This window comes from Pantoea sp. GL120224-02, from assembly GCF_900215395.1.
In the GTDB taxonomy this organism is placed as follows: domain Bacteria; phylum Pseudomonadota; class Gammaproteobacteria; order Enterobacterales; family Enterobacteriaceae; genus Pantoea; species Pantoea communis.
This window is the reverse complement of the sequence record NZ_OBEC01000002.1, coordinates 389,272-410,504: the sequence shown is the minus strand read 5'-3', so window position 1 is coordinate 410,504 and position 21,233 is coordinate 389,272. Positions and strand designations below refer to the sequence as shown.

The window sequence follows — 21,233 nt, the reverse complement described above, 5'->3', positions numbered from 1 at the left end:
TTAGCAAGAGAATCCTTAACCTCAGGATTGCAGGCATAAAAAAACCAGGCCTTAGCCTGGTTCCTTACAGCATCGCAAAGACTTACGCCTTCTCTGGCACCACGTTCAGCAGCGCAGTCAGCAGTTTCCAGTACAGACCGACGCTCTCAATGTGCACCTGCTCATCCGGTGAGTGTGGACCGGTAATGGTTGGCCCAATCGACACCATATCCATGTTCGGATACGGCTTCTTGAACAGACCACACTCCAGACCCGCGTGAATCACCTGAATGTTTGGCGTTTTGCCAAACAGGGCTTCATAGGTTTTACGCGTCAGCGCCATCACCGGTGAATCAGCATCAGGCTGCCAGCCAGGATAACCGCCTTTTGGTGCGGTTTTCGCGCCAGCCAACTGGCCCAGTGAAGTCAGGGTTTCCACCACCCAATCTTTGCCGGTGTCGATCAGTGAACGAATCAGGCAGATGATTTCGGCATTGTCCTGATCCATGGTCACCACGCCGACGTTCAGCGAGGTTTCCACCACGCCTTTGGCCACGTCAGAGTTGCGAATCACACCGTTCGGGGTGCTGTTCAGCAGGTTGATGAAGCGATCGCGGCTGTCGGTGGTCAGCGCCTGGCCCTGATGTGCCAGCGGCTCGGTGGTTAACGCAATGTTCTTCTCTTTAATGCCCAGCTCGTTCAGCAGCGTGGCCTGGAAATGAGCCGCAGCCGATTTGAGTGCATCCACTTTATGGCTGTCGATTGCCAGCGTGGCAAAAGCTTCGCGCGGAATCGCATTACGCAGCGTGCCGCCAGTGAACTCAATCAGACGCACATCCAGTTCCTGCGCGTAGATCGCAAAGAAACGCGCCAGCAGCTTGTTGGCGTTGCCCAGACCATGATGAATATCGGCACCGGAGTGGCCGCCTTTCAGGCCTTTCAGCGTTAGCTTCAGGGTTTCAAAGCCCGCAGGTACGGCTTCACGGTTTAATGGCAGGGTGGTGATGAAATCAATACCCCCCGCGCAACCCATGTAGATCTCACCCTCTTCTTCAGAGTCGGTGTTGATCAGGATATCGGCTTGTAGCCAGTTTGGCTGGAGACCAAAAGCGCCATCCATGCCCGATTCTTCGGTCATGGTCAGCAGCACTTCCAGTGGGCCGTGGGTCAGGCTGTTATCAGCCAGCACCGCCAGCGCAGAAGCCATGCCAATACCGTTGTCGGCACCCAGCGTGGTGCCACGCGCTTTAACCCACTCGCCATCAACATAAGGTTGAATCGGGTCTTTAGTGAAGTCGTGCACCGTATCGTTGTTCTTCTGCGGCACCATATCGAGGTGCGCCTGCAGCGCGACAGGGGTACGTTTTTCCATGCCCGCAGTGGCCGGTTTACGAATCAGGATATTGCCGACCTGATCGCGCTCAACCCAAAAGCCTTGCTCTTTGGCCCAGTTGACCACGTGTTCGGCCAGCGCTTCTTCATGGTAAGAAGGGTGTGGAATGGAGCAGATTTTAGCGAAAATATCCCACAGCGGTTGGGGGGAAAGTTGCGACAATTCAGACACAATGCATCTCCTGTGTCAGCGCGGCGGACATACCGCTCGCACGCCGGGTTCCAGTGAAAGATCGCCGTCAGCACATCTGACGTGATGTGGCTGAGAATATCACTGTTTTTCACCGGGTGCGTACTCAGGCGCGCTAAAATCCTGCATCCAATGCGACAGATGCTGGTTTTTAACGCGTCAGATCCTTATAATCTCGCGCAACCTTTTCCCCCTTGCCTATTTTTAAACCAACATTGTTGGTCGGGATTTCTTTTATGAGCGAAAAATACGTCGTCACCTGGGACATGTTGCAGATCCATGCCCGCAAACTGGCCCAGCGCCTGCTTCCTGTGGAACAGTGGAAAGGTATCATTGCGGTCAGCCGCGGTGGTCTGGTTCCGGCATCGCTGCTGGCGCGTGAATTGGGTATTCGCTATGTCGATACCGTCTGCATCTCAAGCTATGACCACGATCATCAGCGCGAAATGAAAGTGCTGAAGCGTGCGGAAGGCGACGGTGAAGGTTTCATCGTGATTGATGACCTGGTGGATACCGGTGGCACCGCGCAAGCGATCCGCGATATGTATCCAAAAGCGCGTTTCTGCACCATCTTCGCTAAGCCAGCTGGTCGTTCGCTGGTGGACGACTACATTGTCGATATTCCGCAGAACACCTGGATCGAACAGCCCTGGGACATGGGCGTGGTTTACATCCCGCCAATCGTCAAAAGCTGATTGATGCAACGCAAACAACGCCCGGTTATGCCGGGCGTTGTGCATTCTACGCCTCGCACCTAACATGTGGGTGCAGTACACTCTTAGGCATCTATGCGACTATCGCGGGAGAACGTCTAAGATGTCGGATAAAAACCTCAGCGAAGAGCTTTTTAAGCCCCGCTTTAAACACCCGGAAACCTCCTCTCTGGTGCATCGTCAGCACCATCATCCGGTTCAGGTGCACAACACCCTCGAAGGGGATACCCAACCTTGCTGGTATCGCATGCTCAACAAGCTGCTGTGGACGTGGCGCGGCCTGTCTCCGCAGGAGATCAGCGAAGTGCTGGCGCGCATCGCTATCAGTGAGTATGAGCACACTGATCACACCCAACTCGACACGGTGATTGGCTATCGCGGGGGTAACTGGAACTATGAGTGGTCGAAGCAGGCCGCCTTATGGCAACAGCGCGCGATGGAGAATGAAGATCACGAGGAAGCCGGGCATCAGTGGATGCGCGCATCTAATCTCTACAGTATTGCCGCCTATCCCTATATCAAAGGCGATGATCTGGCCGATCAGGCACAGGTGCTGGCAAACCGGGCATACGAAGAGGCCACGCAGCGTCTGCCTGGTGAGCTGAAAGCGCTGACCTTCCAGATCAGCGGTGGCAGCCCGGTCACCGGTTTCCTGCATATGCCTGCTGAGGCCAAAGCCCCATACCCAACGGTACTGCTGTGCGGTGGCCTGGATTCGCTGCAGAGCGATCATTATCGCCTGTTCCACGATTATCTGGCTCCGCGTGGCATCGCCATGTTGACGCTGGATATGCCCTCGGTGGGCTTCAGCAGCAAATGGAAGCTGAACCAGGACACCAGCCAGCTTCACCAGCAGGTGCTGCGTGATCTGAGCAATGTGCCGTGGATTGATCACACGCGCGTTGCGCTGTTTGGCTATCGCTTTGGCGCCAATGTCGCCACCCGACTGGCTTATCTGGAAGTGCCACGCCTGCGTGCGGTCGCGACGCTCGGCGCGATGGTGCATAACGTGTTTGTCGATGAGCAACGCCAGCAACAACTGCCGGACATGTACATGGATATGCTGGCCAGTCGCCTGGGGATGCCTTCCGCGTCAGACAGTAACCTGCGCATTGAGCTCAATCGTTACTCGCTGAAGGTGCAGGGCCTGCTGGGGCGCCGCACGCCGACGCCGATGCTGGCGGCTTACTGGCCGGGTGATTTGTTTAGTCCGGAAGAAGAGGCGCAGCTGATTGCCAATTCCTCCGCACAGGGCAAAGTGTTGGCTATTCCCGCCACGCCGGTGTTCTCGAGTTTTGAGAAGGCGTTAAATCAAATTTGCGACTGGCTGGCAAAACAATTGGGTGTATGACTGGCAAAAAACCAACGTTCTGCTACTACTTATATCCGGGATATTTTGCGTTGCGCGCGTGATTCGCGTAACGAGAAACAATTTTACGGTTATTTGAGGGAGAATTAGCATGACGTTACCGAGTGGTCATCCCCGTAGTCGCCTGCTGAAGCGCTTCACCGAATTGGGGCCGTACATCCGTGAAGGAAAATGTGAAGAGCAGCGTTTCTTCTTCGATTGCCTGGCAGCGTGTGTCAACGTCAAACCTGCACCTGAACTCCGCGAGTTCTGGGGCTGGTGGATGACGCTGGAAGCGCACGAAGACCATTTCACCTATGAATACCACTTTGGTTTGTTTGATAAAGAGGGTGATTGGGGTGTGGCAACCATTAAAGGCAAAGAGAACAACGAGAAAGTGGAGAGTACGCTGCGTAATTTCCACGAGCGTCTAAAAGCGGTGTTGAAGGATCTTAAATTGGATCTTAAACCTGCATCGGGTTTTAAAGAAGAGCCGGTGAAGCTCAGCGCTTAATCACGCCATCGTCGGACTCGGCTTTCAAGCCCGCTAAACAGACAAAAAGAAGAAAGAGCCGGTGATGAGCCGGCTCTTTTTTTATAGACACATTGAGGGTAAATCAGACGACTTAGAACTGGTAAGTCAGACCAACAGCAACGATGTCGTCGTTGTTCAGTGACAGACGGTTGTCGTCGTTCAGCTGGTTGATTTTGTAATCAACGAAGGTAGACATGTTCTTGTTGAAGTAGTAAGTCGCGCCAACGTCGATGTATTTAACCAGGTCCGCATCGCCGATACCTTCGATGTCTTTACCTTTGGTCTGCACATAGCCGATAGACGGACGCAGGCCGAAGTCGAACTGGTACTGTGCAACCAATTCAATGTTCTGCGCTTTGTTCGCTGCACCTGACACGGAAGCACCGGTCACTGAGTTGGTGCCGCTGATTGGGGTCATGTTGCGGGTTTCGGTGTAGATTGCGGCCAGGTAAACGCTGTTAGCGTCATACTTGATGCCCGCGCCCCATGAATCCGCTTTGTCACCAGAACCGTAAGCACGCGCTTGCTGCTGATTAGTACGGTCAGAAGAGGTGATAGCAGACATCAGGCTGATGCCGGTGCTGCCGATGGTGTAGCCCAGTGACGCACCGTAACCGTCGCCGTTCTGGCGAGAGGTATCAGTGGCGCTACCACGTGCGTTAGCGCTGGTAGAGTCGTTTTTACCCTGGTATTGCAGCGCGAAGCGCAGGCCATCAACCAGACCGAAGAAGTTGCTGTTACGATAAGTCGCAACACCCGTCGCACGCGCAGTCATGAAGTTATCAGTACGCGCAGTACCGTCACCACCGAATTCTGGGAATACGTCAGTCCATGCCTCAACGTCGTACAGCACGCCGTAGTTACGACCGTAGTCGAATGAACCGTACTGACCGAATTTCAGACCCGCAAAGCCCAGACGGGTTTTGTTACCTGAGTTAGCGTCAGAACCTTCAGAGTTGTTAACGTTGTACTGGTATTCCCACTGGCCGTAGCCGGTCATCAGATCGTTGATCTGGGTCTGACCCTTGAAGCCGATACGAACGTAAGATTTGTCACCATCGTTTGAAGCGGCATCACTAAAATAATGCTCAGCTTTAACGCGGCCGTAGAAGTCCAGTTTGTTACCGTCTTTATTATAAACTTCTGCGGCGTGTGCGGTGGAAGCCAGTGCCAGCGCTGATACGACTAATGCCAGTGTGCTCTTCTTCATTTGCTATCAATCCCAATGAGTAAAATTTGTTGTACCCTTGAAAGGGTTTGTAAAACAGGGGACTTTTTACCGACTGGTGATGAAAGTTTTATGACAGTTTTTCTGATTTCTTGTTAATCGCGAACTTTTGGTCTACTGCATTGTCAGGGGATTTTTGTGCTTTTCCCCTTGCTGTTATTGGCTTCCTCGCTCACTCCTGATAAAACGTCCCTTCGCAGAATTTTTTTCTTATATGGCAGGAAAAACATGAGTGGCAGTCAGACCCTTGTGGTCAAATTGGGTACCAGCGTCCTCACCGGCGGTTCGCGTCGGCTGAATCGTGCGCACATGGTGGAGTTGGTTCGTCAGTGTGCACAACTGCACGCGGCGGGTCATCGTATCGTTATCGTCACATCAGGTGCGATTGCCGCCGGACGCGAACACCTGGGTTACCCCGAACTGCCGCCCACCATCGCCTCAAAGCAGCTGCTGGCTGCGGTGGGGCAGAGCCGTTTGATTCAGCTGTGGGAGCAGCTGTTCTCAATTTACGGGATTCATATCGGTCAGATGCTGCTGACGCGTGCGGATATGGAAGATCGTGAACGCTTCCTCTACGCACGTGACATGCTGCGTGCGCTGCTCGATAACCACATCGTGCCGGTGATTAACGAGAACGATGCTGTTGCTACCGCTGAAATCAAAGTGGGCGATAACGACAACCTGTCTGCGCTGGCGGCGATGCTCGGCGGCGCGGATAAACTGCTGCTGCTGACCGATCAACAGGGCCTGTTCACCGCCGATCCTCGCACCAATCCGGAAGCGGAACTGATCAGCGATGTGCACCAGATTGATGATGCGTTGCGCACCCTGGCCGGAGGCAGTGTTTCCGGCCTCGGCACGGGTGGCATGGCGACCAAACTGCAGGCGGCCGATGTGGCCTGCCGCGCCGGTATCGACGTGATCATTGCGGCGGGCAGCCGCCCGGATGTGATCAGCGACGTGCTGTATGGCAAACCGGTGGGCACCCGTTTCCACGCACAGCAATCACCGCTGGAGAACCGCAAGCGCTGGATCTTCGGCGCACCGCCGGCTGGCGAAATTGTCATTGATGACGGTGCGCTGGCTGCGGTATTAGAGCGCGGCAGCTCACTGCTGCCGAAAGGCGTGCGTGAAGTGCAGGGCAACTTCTCGCGTGGCGAAGTGATCCGCATTCGTAACCTGCAAGGCCGCGATATCGCCCACGGCGTGACGCGCTACAACAGCGACGCCATGCGCATGATTGCCGGTCATCACAGCCAGGAAATCAGCGACATCCTCGGTTACGAATATGGCCCGGTTGCGGTGCATCGTGACGACATGATCGTCAGTTAAGGAGCAGATGATGTTAGAAGAAATGGGAAAAGCGGCGCGTGCAGCGTCGTACAAGCTGGCAGAACTCTCCACTGAACAAAAAAATCAGGTGCTGCTGACGATTGCCGATCGCCTGGAAGCGGAAAGTGCCGACATCCTGGCGGCTAACGAGCTGGATTTGGCCGATGCGCGGCAGAATGGCATGAGCGCGGCATTGCTGGATCGCCTGACGCTCAATCCACAGCGTCTGAAAGGTATCGCTGACGATGTGCGTCAGGTGTGCCGTTTGGCCGATCCGGTCGGACAGTTGATCGATGGCGGCGTGCTGGACAGCGGTTTACGTATTGAACGTCGCCGCGTGCCATTGGGCGTGATTGGGGTGATTTATGAAGCGCGTCCTAACGTCACCGTGGATGTGGCTTCTCTGTGTCTGAAAACCGGCAATGCGGCGATTTTGCGCGGCGGTAAAGAGACCTATCGCACTAACGCGGCTACCGTTCGCGTAATCCAAAACGCGCTGAGCGAGCATGGCCTGCCAAAAGGTGCGGTGCAGGCGATTGAAAACCCGGATCGCGAGTTGGTTAACCAACTGCTGAAACTTGATCGCTACGTCGATATGTTGATTCCACGCGGCGGTGCAGGGTTGCACAAGCTATGTCGTGAAAACTCGACGATTCCGGTGATCACCGGAGGTATCGGTGTGTGTCATCTCTATCTTGATGAAACCATGGAAATCGAACCCGCGCTGGAGGTGATTGTTAATGCGAAAAAACAGCGTCCAAGCGCCTGCAATTCACTGGAAACCTTGCTGATTCACCGCGATCAGGCTGAACGCTTTATTCCTGCATTTGTGCAGCGCATGGCGCAGGAAAACATCCCGCTGCACGGCGATGAAAATGTCCTGTCGCTGCTGCAAAACGGCCCGGCCAGCGTGGTAGCGGTGAAAACCGAACAGTATGACGATGAGTGGTTATCCAACGACCTTAACGTCAAGCTGGTGGCGGATCTCGACGATGCGGTTGCGCACATTCGCGAACACGGTACGCAGCATTCGGATGGCATCCTGACGCGCAGCATTGGCAACGCCAACCGCTTTGTGAATCAGGTCGATTCCTCCGCCGTTTATGTCAATGCCAGTACGCGTTTCACCGATGGCGGGCAGTTCGGTCTGGGTGCGGAAGTCGCGGTCAGTACGCAGAAGCTGCATGCGCGTGGCCCGATGGGTCTGGAAGCGCTGACGACCTACAAGTGGATTGGCTGGGGCGACGATACGCTGCGCGGCTAATTTTCACTTCTGCAACACAATGGGCACCGTAAGGGTGCCCATTTTTTTTGCTTCCGATCCAATTATTTCCAGAGCTTTTTGATTTATTTCTGTCATCTATGGCGCCGACGCGCTTTTTCGCGCATTTTTTGTTTTAGGTGCTGGTATCAGCGTCACAGAACAATCCTGAAAACCCCTGTCAGAACAAGCTGTAGGGCATTCATTGCTGGTTTCCACCCCGTCGAAGAGGATAATGATCATCCAGCTTCATTGATAAAAGCTGTTGGGTAGTAAACTGACGGTAATATAAAATGAACTGGTAGCAAAAAAGAAAATAACATTCAGTCTTTAACTGATGGCAGATTATTAACTGATGGTTAAAAAAGAGAGTAACAGACAAGCTTTTACTGCCAGGCTGATTGCCGCGTGTGATAGCGCGGGAATTGTCGGACATGGACGAAACAAACAGGTTGCACAGGCGCTGCAGAAAAGGGGATGCAGGATCTCAACACCGGGGGTCTGGAAATGGTTTAACGCTCAATCGATTCCGGATGACAGTAATCTACTGGCGCTCAGCCAGTTGCTGGACGTGCGCGTAGAGTGGCTGCAGTTTGGCATGGAGCAACCCGATGCCACGGTGAGCCAGCATGCACTTATTGACCCGCAACATCGGTTCCGCGTCGAGAGTCTGGATATTGGGCAGCGAAGCGCTCAGGGCATTGCTGCGCGTGATGAACTGGTCGAAACCATTCAGGCTATCGAGTATGGGCTGGATGAGGCACGCGTGCTGTTCAGCGGCCGTCCGGCAGAGAGCATCCGCCTCATCGCGCTAAACAATGATTCGATGGCCGGCACCTTTGCGCCACGTGATCAGCTGTTCGTGGACATCAGCGTGCATCGCTTTGACGGAGACGGGATTTACCTGTTTACGCTGGATGATCAACTTTATCTCAAACGTCTGCAGCTGCAGCACAGAAAGGTCGCGGTCATCTCCGACAACAAGCGCTATGAGACCTGGTACTTAACGCTGGATGAGGCGGCCTCATTGCAGGTCGTGGCGCGCGTCATCATGAGCCAGGCGCGTGATTACCAGATTTTAGGTTGATCACAAAACGCGCTGAGCAGGTAAAAAAATATTCCGGCTGAAATCATAAATTTAACCGATGGTAAATAAAAAATTAACTGTTGGTGTTTGCCAATGCATTAGAACCTGTTAATAATTTGACCATGGAAGGACGACATCACTGCTCCCGGATGAGCCCGCTCTTAAACAATTGAGGCGCTGCACAAGCGCGATACCCACCACCCAAAGTCAGTGAATTTTGGGATGGGGTGGATGCGCATTATGCAGCGTCGTCAGCTCTCTTCTGACTTCACTCTCCTCTGCTTATCCCTGGCCGCGAACGCAGCCGGGCGGGTCGATGTCGAGTGTTTGCAGTGGAATCACGGACGCCTCGGCTTCAGCCGACACGCCGCGCCTGCCACCCCATCGCCAAAGACTCATTCACAGGAGGAGTTATGGCGATTATCCAGTATGGCAAGTCAGTCTTCACCGGGAACGCGCGCACCCGCCGTCACCGACGCCGCCAGTCACTTAGCCGCCTGAAGCGCAGTATCGACTGCGCCTTAGGCCTTGAGCCCGATAACCCAAGCCTGCGTAGCGCAGAGCGCATCTGCCAGCGCCAGACGCAATCGCGAGTCGACTGTGCGGTAATGGCCCCCACACCACGTCAGGCCGAAAGCGCCAGCTTCGACAACTGCTGTCTGCCCCACGTCCATTTGTACGCCGTGCGCTAAATCCTTGTCATATTTCCCAGCTTTAAGCGGAACGTTTCGTTATTGCTCACTGTTTAGCCTCGCTTGAGCGTAGCGCGGATTACGCGTGGTCTCAGAAGGGCGGATAGATCAGTGAGATTTATGTTTTGGAGTCTTTGCGCAGTCATTTTTGCATCGTTGCGCCCGTCAAAGAGGAATCGCTATGAGCCAGATTATTGCCATTTTGAATTTTGAAGAGGGCTACCGCGAGGCGCCCTACCTTGATACGCAAGGGTTTCCTACCGTGGCCGGCGGTATCCGCATCGGGCCTAAAGGAGCCTCACTCAGCAACTACATCTTCCAGGTACCGCGACGAGTCGGGGATGTGTGGAAGCAGTGCATTGTGGAAAACAAAGTGCTGGAGATGAACCAGCGCGCTCTGGTGCAGCAAGCCCTAAGCAAGTGCAGTGAGGCGCGCTGTGATGTGCTGATCAGCATGGCATATCAATTGGGCGTTGATGGGTTATCCCTGTTTCGCGGCATGCTGAGCGCCATCACCCAAGGGGACTTTAATGGCGCCGCCAATGCCATGCTCGACAGCTTGTGGGCACGGCAAACGCCCGGGCGCGCACGGCGTCACGCTGAAGTCATGCGCAGCGGCAGCTACGACATTTATCGGGGGCTGTTATGAACATGAGATGGATGGTGTTTGTCATCGCGGTGCTGGCAGCAGTGATTGTGCTGTTGTTGCTCCAGCGTTTTACCACGCTGGAGTTTGTGAAGCATGCGCGACTGTTGTTCAAAACCTGGTCAGTATGGCTGGCTTCATTGGGTTCGATGCTCAGCGCCTGGGCGCAATCCTTCCCCTCATCCGCGCTGGATGCCTGGAATGCATTGCCTCAGGACATCAAAGACATTCTTCCCCACAACTACCTCGGGTTGATTGGTGCCTTCATGGTGGCGATGGGGGTTCTGGCGCAGTTTGTCCGACAGAAAAACCTGATTGAACAGCGCAAGACGCTGGAGGAGAAACCATGACGCTTATTACTTCACTGCTTGGCGGCAGCTGGCACTGGCTGGCTGCACTGGCGGGCATTGTTGCGGCACTGGTGGCCAGCTACTTCGGTGGCAGAAAGATTGGCAAGGTGCAGCAACAAGCCAAATCAGAGGTGGACTCCGCGAACAAAGCGGCCGTGCAGGCTGTCGCGGTTAACCAGCAGCAACAACAGTTGCGCGAGGAGGCTAAACGTGTGGAAGCCAGCAATCTTAATCTTGATGACGCTGCTGCTCGCGACAAGCTGCAGCACTCGAAATACAACCAGCCCTGAATCCCCCGTCGTTATCGACTCTGCTTGCACGCTTTTCTCCCCGATTTACACCCACGGCAACGATGCCGAGCGTATGGATGTTCGCACCGTGCGCGCCATCAACAACCACAACGATCTCTGGGATCAGCACTGCGGCACATCGGCGCACTAACGCTGTTCCCACACTTGCATTGCAAACCTGAAAAGGCCGAGGAGGCTATGATGATCGAAGTTAACTCTTATGCTGAACTGCGTACTACCGTTCCCAGCAAAAACGGCGATTTGGCGTTTTTGCGTCGCTATAACGCGGACTCTACCTTCCACGGTGGCGGTGACTTCACCGGTTTTATCGGCACCACCACTGCCACTGATGATGGCGGGACGCTGGCGGTAGGTAATGGCTTTTACTGGAAACGTGTGATTAACGATCCGTCCGACATCAACGTTTACCACTTTGGTGCCAAAGGAGACGGTTATGCCAATGACACGGACGCGGTTAATCGCATGCTAACCTGGACGCAGAATTACAGCGGTAATATTAAGGACCTGCCGATTCGTTTTCCCGGCGGGAAGTTTCTGATCAGTCCAATTGATATCAGCGGCACCGATAACGCCTTCTTCGGTCTGCAGGGTGATGATGTTGAGCTGGGTTCGTTGCCGCGTACCACGATTATCTCGGATAAGAGTGCCAACCCGGTATTCAAGGTGAAGGCGCGTCGCACCTCGATTCGAGGCATTGCCTGGAATGGTCAGGCTTCAGCAGATATCACCACCAACAAAGGCACCATCACGGCCGATATGTGCAGCAACGTGCAGCCGTTCTTCGAAAATACCTGTATCGAAGGCACCACGGTAAACATCTACTGTTTCCGCGCACAGAATAACGGCGGCACGGTGATTAAAGTGCTGGATACGCTGGACACCAAATTTGACCAGATTTATACCCTCTACACCTATGCGCGCGTCTTCGATGTGGGCTGGTCAAATTCACCGAATGGGGTATGGGATCACTCTACCGCGATTGAGATTTGTAACTGTAACTTCCAGACGGGTTATGGTGACGCCACGTTGTATATGCCGCGCTGTACACAGGGGATTTTGCGCAATGTGTGGATCGAGCACACGCGCAATCCAGGAGACTTGTCGGATGGTGGCTGGACCATTGATACGCTCAATATTGAGGATTGCGGCAATCCTTTCAATCTCAATAATGCGCGCGTGGTGATGCGTCAAATCAACCTGCAGTCTGGCGCGAAAGTGTCGAACGATCTGGTGGCCGGCAGATGGCTCTCCACCTTCGAATATGGTTATCGTCGCGACGAGAGCTACGGTAGTTTCCTGACCGGATCGCTACGTGCCGGCTATTATAGCGGCTACAAGATCACCAATAACACGTCAACTGACAACTGGTATCGCCTGGGGCAGCTGTTCTTCCCGAATGCGAACCAGCAGTGGGTGATGGAGTTTATTGGTAAAGCCGATGCCACCCAGCCCACCGGCACTGCCGGCACCCCGGTTAACGTGGCAAGTAGCGGCAAAACCTGGATCAATTTGCAACGGCTGGAAACGGTGTGGGCGGATGCTTTTCATATGGGGCAGCCCGCCATCCTGGATATGCGTTACGGCCGTGTCGGTACCACTTATGCCGTGGTGTGGGTGAAGCTGAAAGCGAACAGTGGCGACACCATGCTGAACCTGAAAACCACCGGCCCAACGCGTTTCGATTCAGGCTCATGCTCGCTGTTCCAGTCTGATCTGTCAGTTGTTACCGATACCACCAACATGGGCACACTGAAGCCAGCCGCACGCTTTGGCATGCACAATGGGCTGGCGGGGATTGGGGCTAATGAGAAGGGCGTGCTGACGATGGCCACCGCCGCCGGAACGCCAACCAATAAAACCGCGCCAACCGGCTTTGTGCTGGTGAATATCAACGGTGTCGATCGTAAACTTCCCTATTACGACTGAGACCCATCTATCTGGCGAGGCTGCGGCCTCGCTTTTTTTTTGACCAAAATACACGCAGAGCGTCTCAGGTTCGTTGTCTCTTTAACAGTGGTTCCTGGCACGCCAGCCGCATAGGATGGCGATATTCTCAGATGGAATGTGTTAATTCTCTTTTTATTTACGTTAATGCGTACAAAAAAACGTTAATCTGGAGATGGTGTAGTTTTCAGTACGGCACCAGGCAATAAAACGGTTCGATATATCAGGTCCGTTCTTATCTCCAGATTCATTACAGTTTAATTTGCCCGGATAATTTGCAGGTTAACTTACAGAACAAGGTGTTAGCGAAAAATGGTCTTGTAAGTCCATTTCGATCTTATTATTCCTAACAGTATTTGACTGTCGCCTTAATCAATTTTCTGAAAACCGATTCATCCGCGCTAATCTTTCCCCTTCTGCGATATCCCATTTCCAGCTAAGTAAATTCCGTATTGGCCTCCAGGCCATTGACCTCATCGCAATGTCTGGTGAGAATGCGATTAAAAGTTTGAATCAGATCGCAAAATTAGGGCCCTGAGCCCATTGCAACACGGCTGCTAGAGTCATGTTGAATTAACGCCACTTGCCATTATCGAACGGCGAAAGACGCATCGAGATAATAAAAAGGCAGGGCATACAGCAAAATCGTGAATGTCGTAACGTTCGTTGAGAAGGCCGTCTTTAGATGTACCTTTTCAATCCCGGTCGGCATTTCTTGTGGTGCAAAAAAATTCAGTAGGCTGCACCTGTTTTAATCATATTGAATGGCATATTGATAATTGGCGTTTCTTATTGATGTCACGGTGATTGCACTAAGTGTCATCTTGTCTTCGAAATAAGAATTAATGTAACTACATGATATTTAACTGAACTCGTCTGAGTACAGTGCGGTTCCTTGCGGCAAAAATAGCCCGTAACAGGTAGTCAGTACACTGGTAGCTGTAAGCCAGGGGCGGTAGCCTGCGTATTTAGTTAAATGAATGAACAATAAAATTGCACGATTTGATTAGCGATAATCTTATTTAACCCACCGTTTTATGAGAGTTAAAAGGCCGGCGATTTCTGCCTGAGGAAACTCCTAAATAAATCAAATTTAATGTTAAGCCGGGCGAAAGGGACGTGAAGTTTGGCTTAGTCATGATTCTCACTGAGGTTGATCTGTGAAAGATAAATTAAAAAATTCGATGTGGATGATTGCTGAAAAACTCATCGCAGTGTTTGGTCTGATTTTTGTGACGTCCTATGTCGCGAAATATGTTGGACCGACCACCTTCGGCATTATCTCACTCTCCATGCTGGTGTTTCAGTTTATTCAGTCGATCGCCGTGATGGGCAGCGATGTGATTTTGCTGAAGCGTATTTCGCAAAATCGTCATTCAGGTATTCGCCTGATGATGGCGACTTTTCTGCTGGTGATGCTGATTTACTGCGGTTTAGCGCTCAGCGGCATGGTGATCATGGGAGAGGCGTGGAGCCGTGAAGCGCTGGTATTTATCTGCGCAGCGGCGATGGCCTGTCTGTTCTCGTCGATTGATCTGGTCAATATCTACAACGAGGCCATGCTCAACGCTCGACTCAATGTGATCGCCAACGTGATCGGCCTCGCCATCAGTCTGTCAGTGCGCTTCATTATTTCGTATCTGCAACTGGACCCTCAGTTTCTGGCGATCCCCATTGTGCTGGCTACGTTGCTGCCGTTCAGCATCAAGCTGGCGATTTTCTGGCGCTATCATCGCCAGGGGCCGATTCCGGCGCTGCGCCACATCAAAAAGTATTCGCGCTACATGGTGGCTTCTGGCATTTCGCTGGTGTTCTCGGTGATCGCTATCGCGATTTATACCCGCGTCAACCAACTCAGCGTTTCGTATTTCCTCGGTGTAAAGGAGGCGGGGATATTTGCTGTTGCCATGACGCTGGCAACCTCATGGGTGTTTTTACCTAATGCCTTGTTGGCCTCATTTTTTCCGGCGTTCTTTGCCGAGCGTGATGATGAGCAGTCAATTGTCAAAGCGCAAAAACTGCATCTGCTGGTCGTGGGGGTGTCCGCCATTGTGATCATGGCGATATGGCAACTCGCAGGCTGGTTTATCCGTGACTTTTACGGCGAGGCGTATCTCGATGCCATCGCGCCGACGCTGCTGCTCAGTGTGGGCGCGATGTGTGGTGTGCTCAGCAGCCTCATGGACCGTTTTATTATTAAGTACAACGGTTATCGCTTTTTAGTGAAAAAGACCTTTGCGGTATTAATTATCTGCCTGGCATCGTCCATTTTATTGGTGCCGCTTTTGGGTTTAACCGGCGCTGCCCTCAGCGTGGTATTAACCGAATTCCTCTCTTTCTCGCTGCTTAATTATTTCTTCACTGCGCAACCGGTGATGCGTATTCATCAGATTTTTATCAACCCCAGGAAACTATGGCAGTTATTTGTCAATTACAAAACCTCAGACAGTAAAGAGAGTTTATCATGAATGAAAAACCACTTTTCAGTATTATTATTCCCGTCTATAACTCACAAAAAACCATCAAGCGGACATTGCTGAGTGTGCTTAATCAGACGTTCAGCGATTATGAAATTGTGGTGGTAAATGATGGTAGCACTGATTCAACCCTAAACGTACTGGAGGAGTTTTCACGTTATTCTCAGGTCACGGTAATAAACCAAAGGAACGCCGGTGTCAGCGCGGCTCGCAACAGCGGATTGCAACAGGCCAGTGGGGAATATGTTCTTTTCCTCGATGCAGATGATTGGGTGGATGATGATTTTCTAATGATCTTCAAACTGAATCTGGATGCATGGCCAACGGAGTCGGTAGATTTGATGGTAGGAAACCTCAACGACGGCCGTGTGGGCAAGGTCTCTCAGGCTGGCTTCTTCAGCAACGAGGATATTCCTTATGTGCTCGGTGAGCTGGAGATGAGCGACAACATTGGTTATTTGCATAATAAGTGTTATCGCCGTCAGATACTGAGTGAGCTGAATCTTCGCTTTATTGAGGGGATCTCAATGAGTGAGGATCTTTTATTTAACCTCAAATTCTTCAGCTGTATTAGCAATTTTCTGGTCACTCAGGGAACGGCTTACCATTATGAAGATGTTGCCGGTTCATTATCCAAGCAAAAGGTGCATTACAGCGAGCTCAAAGTCAGAAAACAGTTTCTGACCACGCTGTATGATTCTATCGTTGAGAAATATCAGGGGAGTAATCTCGATTACCTGCTAAAGGGCATTTCAAAACGCGTGCTGGCGTTAGATATGCAAATTGTCACGGCGATGTATCATTCGTCGTTTTCACCTGCAGATATCGCGCAGGAAATTAATGAAATAAAGCGGGGGAAATACTCGAAAGGGATTTTCATTCTGCTGAATAAAAATGAAAAACTGAAGTACATGATTATGAATTTGAATACTATCACAGCGTACTATTTCCTCTATGCACTCTACAGAATGCGCGCATTCTGATTTGAAATTCTCCCGGGATTATTCTCTGTCATTGTCTGCTGCGGATATTCCTCAGAATACCGAGTGGAACATTGGCTTCGCCAGAGAGCAGTTGCCGGGGGAGTTTCACCTTTCTCTACTGCAGTGCCTGTGGCAACGGTTCGCCGTTGCCACATTTTCCCCGTCCGCATAGCCCACTTTCAACGCCTCCCACTCGCGCATCACTCTCCTGTCAGCATCCCGTTCAGCCTGCAAATCGAACCCGACAAATCCTTGCACTCCTTCATGCTCTCAGGTCAAATAGCGCCCCATGCAAACGTTTGCGTGCGCGAATCATGCATTTTTGTTGATTTAATAACCGATTCGCGCATTTATGACGGCTTTGTGATGCATGTCTTGCGTTCAGGCAACCTTAAGTCGTCAAAAACGCGTAGCATGTGCCCCGTCGCACCAATGGCATGTTTAGCCGCCGTGATTTCGGCTGCATTGTTTAAAAAGCTTTAAATTCTGGAGAGACAGATGGACAACTCACAAACCGTTGCGCAGGGCACGGTTGAGGCCCGTTCAACAGGCTGGCGTAAGAGTGATACCGTGTGGATGCTGGGCCTCTACGGTACAGCGATAGGCGCAGGCGTTTTGTTCCTGCCTATCAATGCAGGTGCAGGTGGTCTAATCCCCCTGATTATTATGACCATCCTCGCGTTCCCCATGACCTACTATGCACACCGAGCTCTGACGCGCTTTGTGCTGTCGGGTAAAAACCCCGGTGAAGATATTACTGAAGTGGTGGAAGAGCATTTCGGTGTGGGCGCAGGCAAGATCATCACCTTGCTCTATTTCTTCGCTATTTTCCCGATCCTGCTGATGTACAGCGTGGCGATCACCAACACCGTCGACAGCTTTATCGTGCATCAACTCGGGATGGTCTCGCCGCCGCGCGTGGTGCTGTCATTGGTACTGATCATCGGCATGATGACGGTGGTACGCTTTGGCGAGCAGATGATCGTCAAGGCAATGAGCGTGCTGGTGTTCCCGTTTGTCGCGGTGCTGATGCTACTGGCCGCCTATCTGGTGCCACACTGGCACGGCGCTGCACTGGAAACGCTGTCGTTTAGCCAAAGCGCTGGCGATAGCAGCATCTGGATGACGCTGTGGCTGGCAATTCCGGTGATGGTGTTCTCCTTTAACCACTCGCCGATTATCTCGTCGTTCGCGGTGGCGAAGCGCAACGAGTATGGCGCAGCAGCGGAAAAGAAATGCTCACGCATTCTCGCTAGCGCACACTTGATGATGGTGGTGACGGTGATGTTCTTTGTGTTCAGCTGTGTGCTGAGCCTGTCACCGGCGGATTTGCAGGCGGCGAAAGAGCAGAACATCACCATTCTCTCCTATCTGGCAAACCACTTTAATGTGCCGATGATTGCCTGGATGGGACCGATTGTGGCGATGGTGGCGATCACCAAATCGTTCCTCGGCCACTATCTGGGTGCGCGTGAAGGCTTCAATGGAATGGTGGTGAAATCGCTGCGCAGCCGGGGAAAAAACGTGTCGCCTCAGCGTCTGAACCGCGTCACAACCGGCTTTATGCTGCTGACGACCTGGCTGGTTGCCACCTGGAACCCGAGTATTCTCGGCATGATTGAAACCCTCGGCGGGCCGATCATTGCGATGATTCTGTTCCTGATGCCGATGTACGCGATTCAGAAAGTCCCGGCGATGCGTCAGTACAGTGGCAAAATCAGCAATGTGTTTGTGGTGATTGTTGGCCTGTTAGCGATTTCGTCGATTGCGTATTCGCTGATGCATTGATGCAAAAGGGCGGCGCGACTCCTCGCGCCGCTCTGTCTTACACTGCCGCTGTCTTGAAGACGCTCATTGACTGCGCCAGACGATCGGCCTGTTCCTGCAACGCTTGTGAAGCGGCAGAGGCTTCCTGCACCAACGCGGCATTCTGCTGAGTGACCGCTTCCATCTGGGTTATGGCCAGATTGATCTCACTAATACCACTGCTCTGCTCGCTGCTGGCAATGGTAATTTCACTCATGATATCCGCCACGCTCTTCACGCTGTTCACCACTTCACCAATGGTGGTTCCCGCGTGCGTCACCAGACGGCTGCCTTCATCCACTTTCGAGACTGAGTCTTCAATCAGGACTTTGATCTCTTTCGCGGCAGAGGCGGAGCGCTGTGCCAGATTACGCACTTCGGTGGCGACCACAGCAAATCCACGGCCTTGTTCACCGGCGCGAGCAGCTTCAACCGCAGCGTTAAGCGAGAGAATGTTGGTCTGGAAGGCAATGGAGTCGATCACGCTGATGATATCGACAATCTTTTTAGAAGAGAGAGTGATCGCCTCCATCTTCTCGATGACCTGTTCCATCACCACGCCACCCTCTTTGGCAACGGTTGAGGTGGTGGCCACCAGCTGATTGGCTTCACGCGCGTTATCCGCATTGTGCTTCACGGTCGCGGTCATCTGCTCCATGGCGGAGGCGGTCTCTTCCAGCGAGCTGGCCTGCTGCTCGGTACGGGATGAGAGATCAATGTTACCGCTGGAGATTTGATTTGAGGCCACGGCAATGGTGTCAGAACCGGCGCGTACGTTGGACACGATGGTCAGCAGGTTATCGTTCATCGCCTGCAGTGCCTGCATCAGCACGGCGGTTTCATCTTTGCCGCTGACTTCAATGTGCGAGCTGAGATCGCCCGCCGCGACTTTCTCGGCGATGCCTACCGCTTCATTTAACGGGCGGACAATTGAGCGCGTCAACATAAAGCCCAGCAGCACAGAGGCAGCAATCGCGATGGCTGAGAAGATCAGCGTGATTTCAATCGCAGTCGAGCCGTCATCAATAATGCCAGTGCCTTCTTTGCGCAGCTGATCGGACTGTGAGTTGGCGAAAGCCACCGCACTATCAAGGAAGGTATTCTGGGTGCTGGTGATTTTTTTCAGCACAAACGTGCTCGCCTCATCCAGTTTTCCTGCGCGCACTAAGTCCAACACTTCATTCTTTTGCTGCTCAAACAGCTGGCTGGCGGCCAGCAGACCGGCGATTTTCTTTTTACCGATTTCGGTAATCTGAATGGCTTCGATCTTTTTCATAGCGCTGTTGGTGCGCTCGGTTGCCTCATCCAGCTGCTTAAAACGCTGTACGTTGTTTTCCGGGCGCAGCGTATCAATCACCATGCCGCGTAAGTATTTGATCTGATCGTTCACACCATCGCGCACGTCAAAACCCAGACGGACTTTGACATAGCGGTCTTCCACAATGGAGGTGATGCCGTTTTTAATGTTGTTGATTTTCATAATCGACGTCACACCGACTACCCCCAGAAGGGCCACAACAAGTGCGAAGGCTATCCCTAAACGGACGCCCACTTTCATATTCTTTAAGCTCAACATTGGTTCTCCCCGTAATGCTAAATAGTGTTGTTTTCAAGACGGAAAAGCAGGCTGAGGGCCCGCATCAGGCTGATGTTTTATAAGGTAAAGATACTTTCCGGGCGTAATTAATCTGGTATGGCAGCACCGGTTCAAGCGCTATCAGTTATCGGTTGTTAATGTTTTAACTTTAATTTTTTAGAGGTGCGTCACAAAACCGTTAACATGATTAATGAGTGGATCGGTTTTATCTGGGAAGGCAGGACGTGAAAAAAGGCGCGAATAACGCGCCTTATAGGGAGGTAGGTGAGATGAGAAAGGATTAACGTTTCTTTTCCAGCACGCGATGGATCACGCTCGACAGTTCATTAATCTCAAATTTCGCCACATAGCCATCGGCGCCGACTTTACGCACGTGGTCTTCGTTGGCACTGCCGGAGAGAGAGGAGTGGATCACCACCGGAATCTGACGCAATGCATCATCACGTTTGATATTACGCGTCAGGGTAAACCCATCCATCTCTGGCATTTCCAGATCGGTTAACACCAGCGCGATTTTGTCGTGGATCGACTCGCCTGCCGCTGCGGCTTCTTTCTGCATCTCGTTAATTTTGATCCAGGCTTCCAGACCGGTGTTATGCATGATGGCCGGAATGCCCATGCTTTTCAGACCCTGTTCCAGCAACTGACGCGCCACTTTGGAGTCTTCCGCGACAATCGCCACCTGGCCAGGCTTGAGGTTGAAATCTTTCGCCGTCTCAGCACTTGGCTCAACGCCACGCACCGAAGGGATGATGTCATACAGAATCTGCTCAACGTCCAGCACCATTGCCAGATTGTTGCTCTGACCGTCGGTATCGAGGCAGGCGATACTGGTGATATTGCGGCTGCCAATGCCGGCTTCGGCAGTGTGCACCTGGTTCCAGTCGAGACGAACGATATTCTCCACCGACTCCACCGCGAAGGCCTGGGTGCTGCGCGCATATTCGGTCACCAGCAGCAGATTGAGGCCGGTTTCCGGTTTACAACCGGTCACTGCGGGCAGGTCGATGACCGGGATAAACTGACCGCGAATACTGGCCATGCCGAGTAGCGGTGACTGCATACCCGCGGCACGGGTAATGGTCGGCATCGGTACGATTTCGCGCAGTTTAAATACGTTAATGCCGTATAGCTCAGATTTGCCTTTCAGCTGATCGGAACCCAGGCGGAACAGCAGCAGTTCGAATTTATTGGAAAGCGCAAGGTTAGCGCGTTCATCGATCTCTTTCTGAAAATTATCCATCATGGCCTCAAGCGGAATCTGGGCTGGGTAAAGGGGCAATGATTAACTTATCGGCAGCGCGGAAAAAAAATGAAGGGGCGGGGCAGAAAATTTAGCGCGAGAGTGAATACCCTCGCGCA

Annotated in this window: 18 protein-coding genes; 14 read left to right on the top strand and 4 right to left on the bottom strand. The window is 52.5% G+C overall.

The genetic code is table 11. The annotated features are described in order from the left end of the window. Nucleotides 1-82 precede the first annotated feature (82 nt). A complete protein-coding gene (gene pepD / locus CRO33_RS06820; protein ID WP_097117550.1) occupies nucleotides 83-1,543 on the bottom strand; it encodes a beta-Ala-His dipeptidase in 1,461 nt (486 codons plus the stop codon). Nucleotides 1,544-1,797: 254 nt separating this feature from the next. Here pepD and gpt point away from each other — a divergent pair, with 254 nt between their 5' ends. The 3 genes from gpt to crl all read left to right on the top strand — a co-directional run bounded on the left by gpt (nucleotide 1,798) and on the right by crl (nucleotide 4,136). Beyond that, nucleotides 1,798-2,256 carry a xanthine phosphoribosyltransferase gene (gene gpt / locus CRO33_RS06815; protein WP_034825338.1) on the top strand — a complete coding sequence of 153 codons (459 nt, stop codon included), beginning with the start codon at nucleotides 1,798-1,800 and terminating at the stop codon, nucleotides 2,254-2,256. Nucleotides 2,257-2,377: 121 nt separating this feature from the next. Beyond that, a complete protein-coding gene (gene frsA / locus CRO33_RS06810; protein WP_097117549.1) occupies nucleotides 2,378-3,625 on the top strand; it encodes an esterase FrsA in 1,248 nt (415 codons plus the stop codon). A gap of 109 nt (nucleotides 3,626-3,734) precedes the next feature. Beyond that, nucleotides 3,735-4,136, top strand: a complete 402-nt coding sequence (crl, locus tag CRO33_RS06805) for a sigma factor-binding protein Crl (protein WP_097117548.1) — start codon at nucleotides 3,735-3,737, stop codon at nucleotides 4,134-4,136. 112 nt (nucleotides 4,137-4,248) lie between these two features. Here crl and ompC read toward each other — a convergent pair whose 3' ends face one another. Next, nucleotides 4,249-5,367 carry a porin OmpC gene (gene ompC / locus CRO33_RS06800; RefSeq protein WP_097117547.1) on the bottom strand — a complete coding sequence of 373 codons (1,119 nt, stop codon included), beginning with the start codon at nucleotides 5,365-5,367 and terminating at the stop codon, nucleotides 4,249-4,251. Between the two features lie 246 nt (nucleotides 5,368-5,613). On the opposite strand from ompC, the gene proB reads away from it, so the two are divergent. The 11 genes from proB (at nucleotide 5,614) to CRO33_RS06745 (ending at nucleotide 18,256) form a co-directional block, all read left to right on the top strand. After that, nucleotides 5,614-6,717, top strand: coding sequence for a glutamate 5-kinase (proB, locus tag CRO33_RS06795; RefSeq protein ID WP_034825331.1), 1,104 nt, complete (start codon nucleotides 5,614-5,616; stop codon nucleotides 6,715-6,717). Between the two features lie 10 nt (nucleotides 6,718-6,727). Then, the gene (proA, locus tag CRO33_RS06790; protein WP_097117546.1) at nucleotides 6,728-7,981 is read left to right on the top strand and encodes a glutamate-5-semialdehyde dehydrogenase; all 1,254 of its coding nucleotides are present in this window, start codon (nucleotides 6,728-6,730) and stop codon (nucleotides 7,979-7,981) included. Between the two features lie 352 nt (nucleotides 7,982-8,333). After that, nucleotides 8,334-9,065, top strand: coding sequence for a S24 family peptidase (locus CRO33_RS06785; protein ID WP_097117545.1), 732 nt, complete (start codon nucleotides 8,334-8,336; stop codon nucleotides 9,063-9,065). Between the two features lie 413 nt (nucleotides 9,066-9,478). Further along, a complete protein-coding gene (locus tag CRO33_RS06780) occupies nucleotides 9,479-9,757 on the top strand; it encodes a transcriptional antitermination N peptide (protein ID WP_034825325.1) in 279 nt (92 codons plus the stop codon). A 181-nt stretch (nucleotides 9,758-9,938) separates the two neighbouring features. Next, on the top strand, nucleotides 9,939-10,406 hold the full coding sequence (locus tag CRO33_RS06775; RefSeq protein ID WP_034825324.1) for a glycoside hydrolase family protein: 468 nt from the start codon (nucleotides 9,939-9,941) through the stop codon (nucleotides 10,404-10,406). A 2-nt stretch (nucleotides 10,407-10,408) separates the two neighbouring features. Further along, nucleotides 10,409-10,753, top strand: coding sequence for a DUF7940 domain-containing protein (locus CRO33_RS06770; protein ID WP_176505737.1), 345 nt, complete (start codon nucleotides 10,409-10,411; stop codon nucleotides 10,751-10,753). Continuing rightward, a complete protein-coding gene (locus tag CRO33_RS06765) occupies nucleotides 10,750-11,043 on the top strand; it encodes a hypothetical protein (protein ID WP_097117544.1) in 294 nt (97 codons plus the stop codon). Before CRO33_RS06770 ends, CRO33_RS06765 begins: the two co-directional genes overlap by 4 nt. A gap of 201 nt (nucleotides 11,044-11,244) precedes the next feature. Next, on the top strand, nucleotides 11,245-12,990 hold the full coding sequence (locus tag CRO33_RS06760) for an amylovoran biosynthesis protein AmsF (protein ID WP_097117543.1): 1,746 nt from the start codon (nucleotides 11,245-11,247) through the stop codon (nucleotides 12,988-12,990). Nucleotides 12,991-14,168: 1,178 nt separating this feature from the next. Continuing rightward, the gene (locus tag CRO33_RS06755; RefSeq protein ID WP_058961536.1) at nucleotides 14,169-15,476 is read left to right on the top strand and encodes an oligosaccharide flippase family protein; all 1,308 of its coding nucleotides are present in this window, start codon (nucleotides 14,169-14,171) and stop codon (nucleotides 15,474-15,476) included. Continuing rightward, nucleotides 15,473-16,468 (top strand): glycosyltransferase family 2 protein, encoded by a 996-nt coding sequence (locus CRO33_RS06750; RefSeq protein ID WP_097117542.1) that lies wholly within the window; start codon nucleotides 15,473-15,475, stop codon nucleotides 16,466-16,468. The genes CRO33_RS06755 and CRO33_RS06750 overlap by 4 nt, the downstream gene beginning before the upstream one ends. Nucleotides 16,469-16,966: 498 nt before the next feature. Then, nucleotides 16,967-18,256, top strand: a complete 1,290-nt coding sequence (locus CRO33_RS06745) for an HAAAP family serine/threonine permease (protein ID WP_097117541.1) — start codon at nucleotides 16,967-16,969, stop codon at nucleotides 18,254-18,256. Between the two features lie 37 nt (nucleotides 18,257-18,293). Here CRO33_RS06745 and CRO33_RS06740 read toward each other — a convergent pair whose 3' ends face one another. Together CRO33_RS06740 and CRO33_RS06735 are read right to left on the bottom strand one after the other, a co-directional pair. Beyond that, nucleotides 18,294-19,850: a methyl-accepting chemotaxis protein gene (locus tag CRO33_RS06740; RefSeq protein ID WP_097117540.1), complete on the bottom strand. Its 1,557-nt coding sequence runs from the start codon at nucleotides 19,848-19,850 to the stop codon at nucleotides 18,294-18,296. Nucleotides 19,851-20,151: 301 nt separating this feature from the next. Further along, nucleotides 20,152-21,114 carry a chemotaxis protein gene (locus CRO33_RS06735; protein ID WP_034825306.1) on the bottom strand — a complete coding sequence of 321 codons (963 nt, stop codon included), beginning with the start codon at nucleotides 21,112-21,114 and terminating at the stop codon, nucleotides 20,152-20,154. Nucleotides 21,115-21,233: the final 119 nt, after the last annotated feature.

Bases quoted from the DNA above. Each gene is read 5' to 3' on its own strand.
- gpt (WP_034825338.1), top strand. From the start codon at position 1,798: ATGAGCGAAAAATACGTCGTCACCTGGGACATGTTGCAGATCCATGCC.
- frsA (WP_097117549.1), top strand. From the start codon at position 2,378: ATGTCGGATAAAAACCTCAGCGAAGAGCTTTTTAAGCCCCGCTTTAAA.
- crl (WP_097117548.1), top strand. From the start codon at position 3,735: ATGACGTTACCGAGTGGTCATCCCCGTAGTCGCCTGCTGAAGCGCTTC.
- ompC (WP_097117547.1), bottom strand. From the start codon at position 5,367: ATGAAGAAGAGCACACTGGCATTAGTCGTATCAGCGCTGGCACTGGCT.
- proB (WP_034825331.1), top strand. From the start codon at position 5,614: ATGAGTGGCAGTCAGACCCTTGTGGTCAAATTGGGTACCAGCGTCCTC.
- proA (WP_097117546.1), top strand. From the start codon at position 6,728: ATGTTAGAAGAAATGGGAAAAGCGGCGCGTGCAGCGTCGTACAAGCTG.
- CRO33_RS06785 (WP_097117545.1), top strand. From the start codon at position 8,334: ATGGTTAAAAAAGAGAGTAACAGACAAGCTTTTACTGCCAGGCTGATT.
- CRO33_RS06780 (WP_034825325.1), top strand. From the start codon at position 9,479: ATGGCGATTATCCAGTATGGCAAGTCAGTCTTCACCGGGAACGCGCGC.
- CRO33_RS06775 (WP_034825324.1), top strand. From the start codon at position 9,939: ATGAGCCAGATTATTGCCATTTTGAATTTTGAAGAGGGCTACCGCGAG.
- CRO33_RS06770 (WP_176505737.1), top strand. From the start codon at position 10,409: ATGAGATGGATGGTGTTTGTCATCGCGGTGCTGGCAGCAGTGATTGTG.
- CRO33_RS06765 (WP_097117544.1), top strand. From the start codon at position 10,750: ATGACGCTTATTACTTCACTGCTTGGCGGCAGCTGGCACTGGCTGGCT.
- CRO33_RS06760 (WP_097117543.1), top strand. From the start codon at position 11,245: ATGATCGAAGTTAACTCTTATGCTGAACTGCGTACTACCGTTCCCAGC.
- CRO33_RS06750 (WP_097117542.1), top strand. From the start codon at position 15,473: ATGAATGAAAAACCACTTTTCAGTATTATTATTCCCGTCTATAACTCA.
- CRO33_RS06745 (WP_097117541.1), top strand. From the start codon at position 16,967: ATGGACAACTCACAAACCGTTGCGCAGGGCACGGTTGAGGCCCGTTCA.
- CRO33_RS06740 (WP_097117540.1), bottom strand. From the start codon at position 19,850: ATGTTGAGCTTAAAGAATATGAAAGTGGGCGTCCGTTTAGGGATAGCC.
- CRO33_RS06735 (WP_034825306.1), bottom strand. From the start codon at position 21,114: ATGGATAATTTTCAGAAAGAGATCGATGAACGCGCTAACCTTGCGCTT.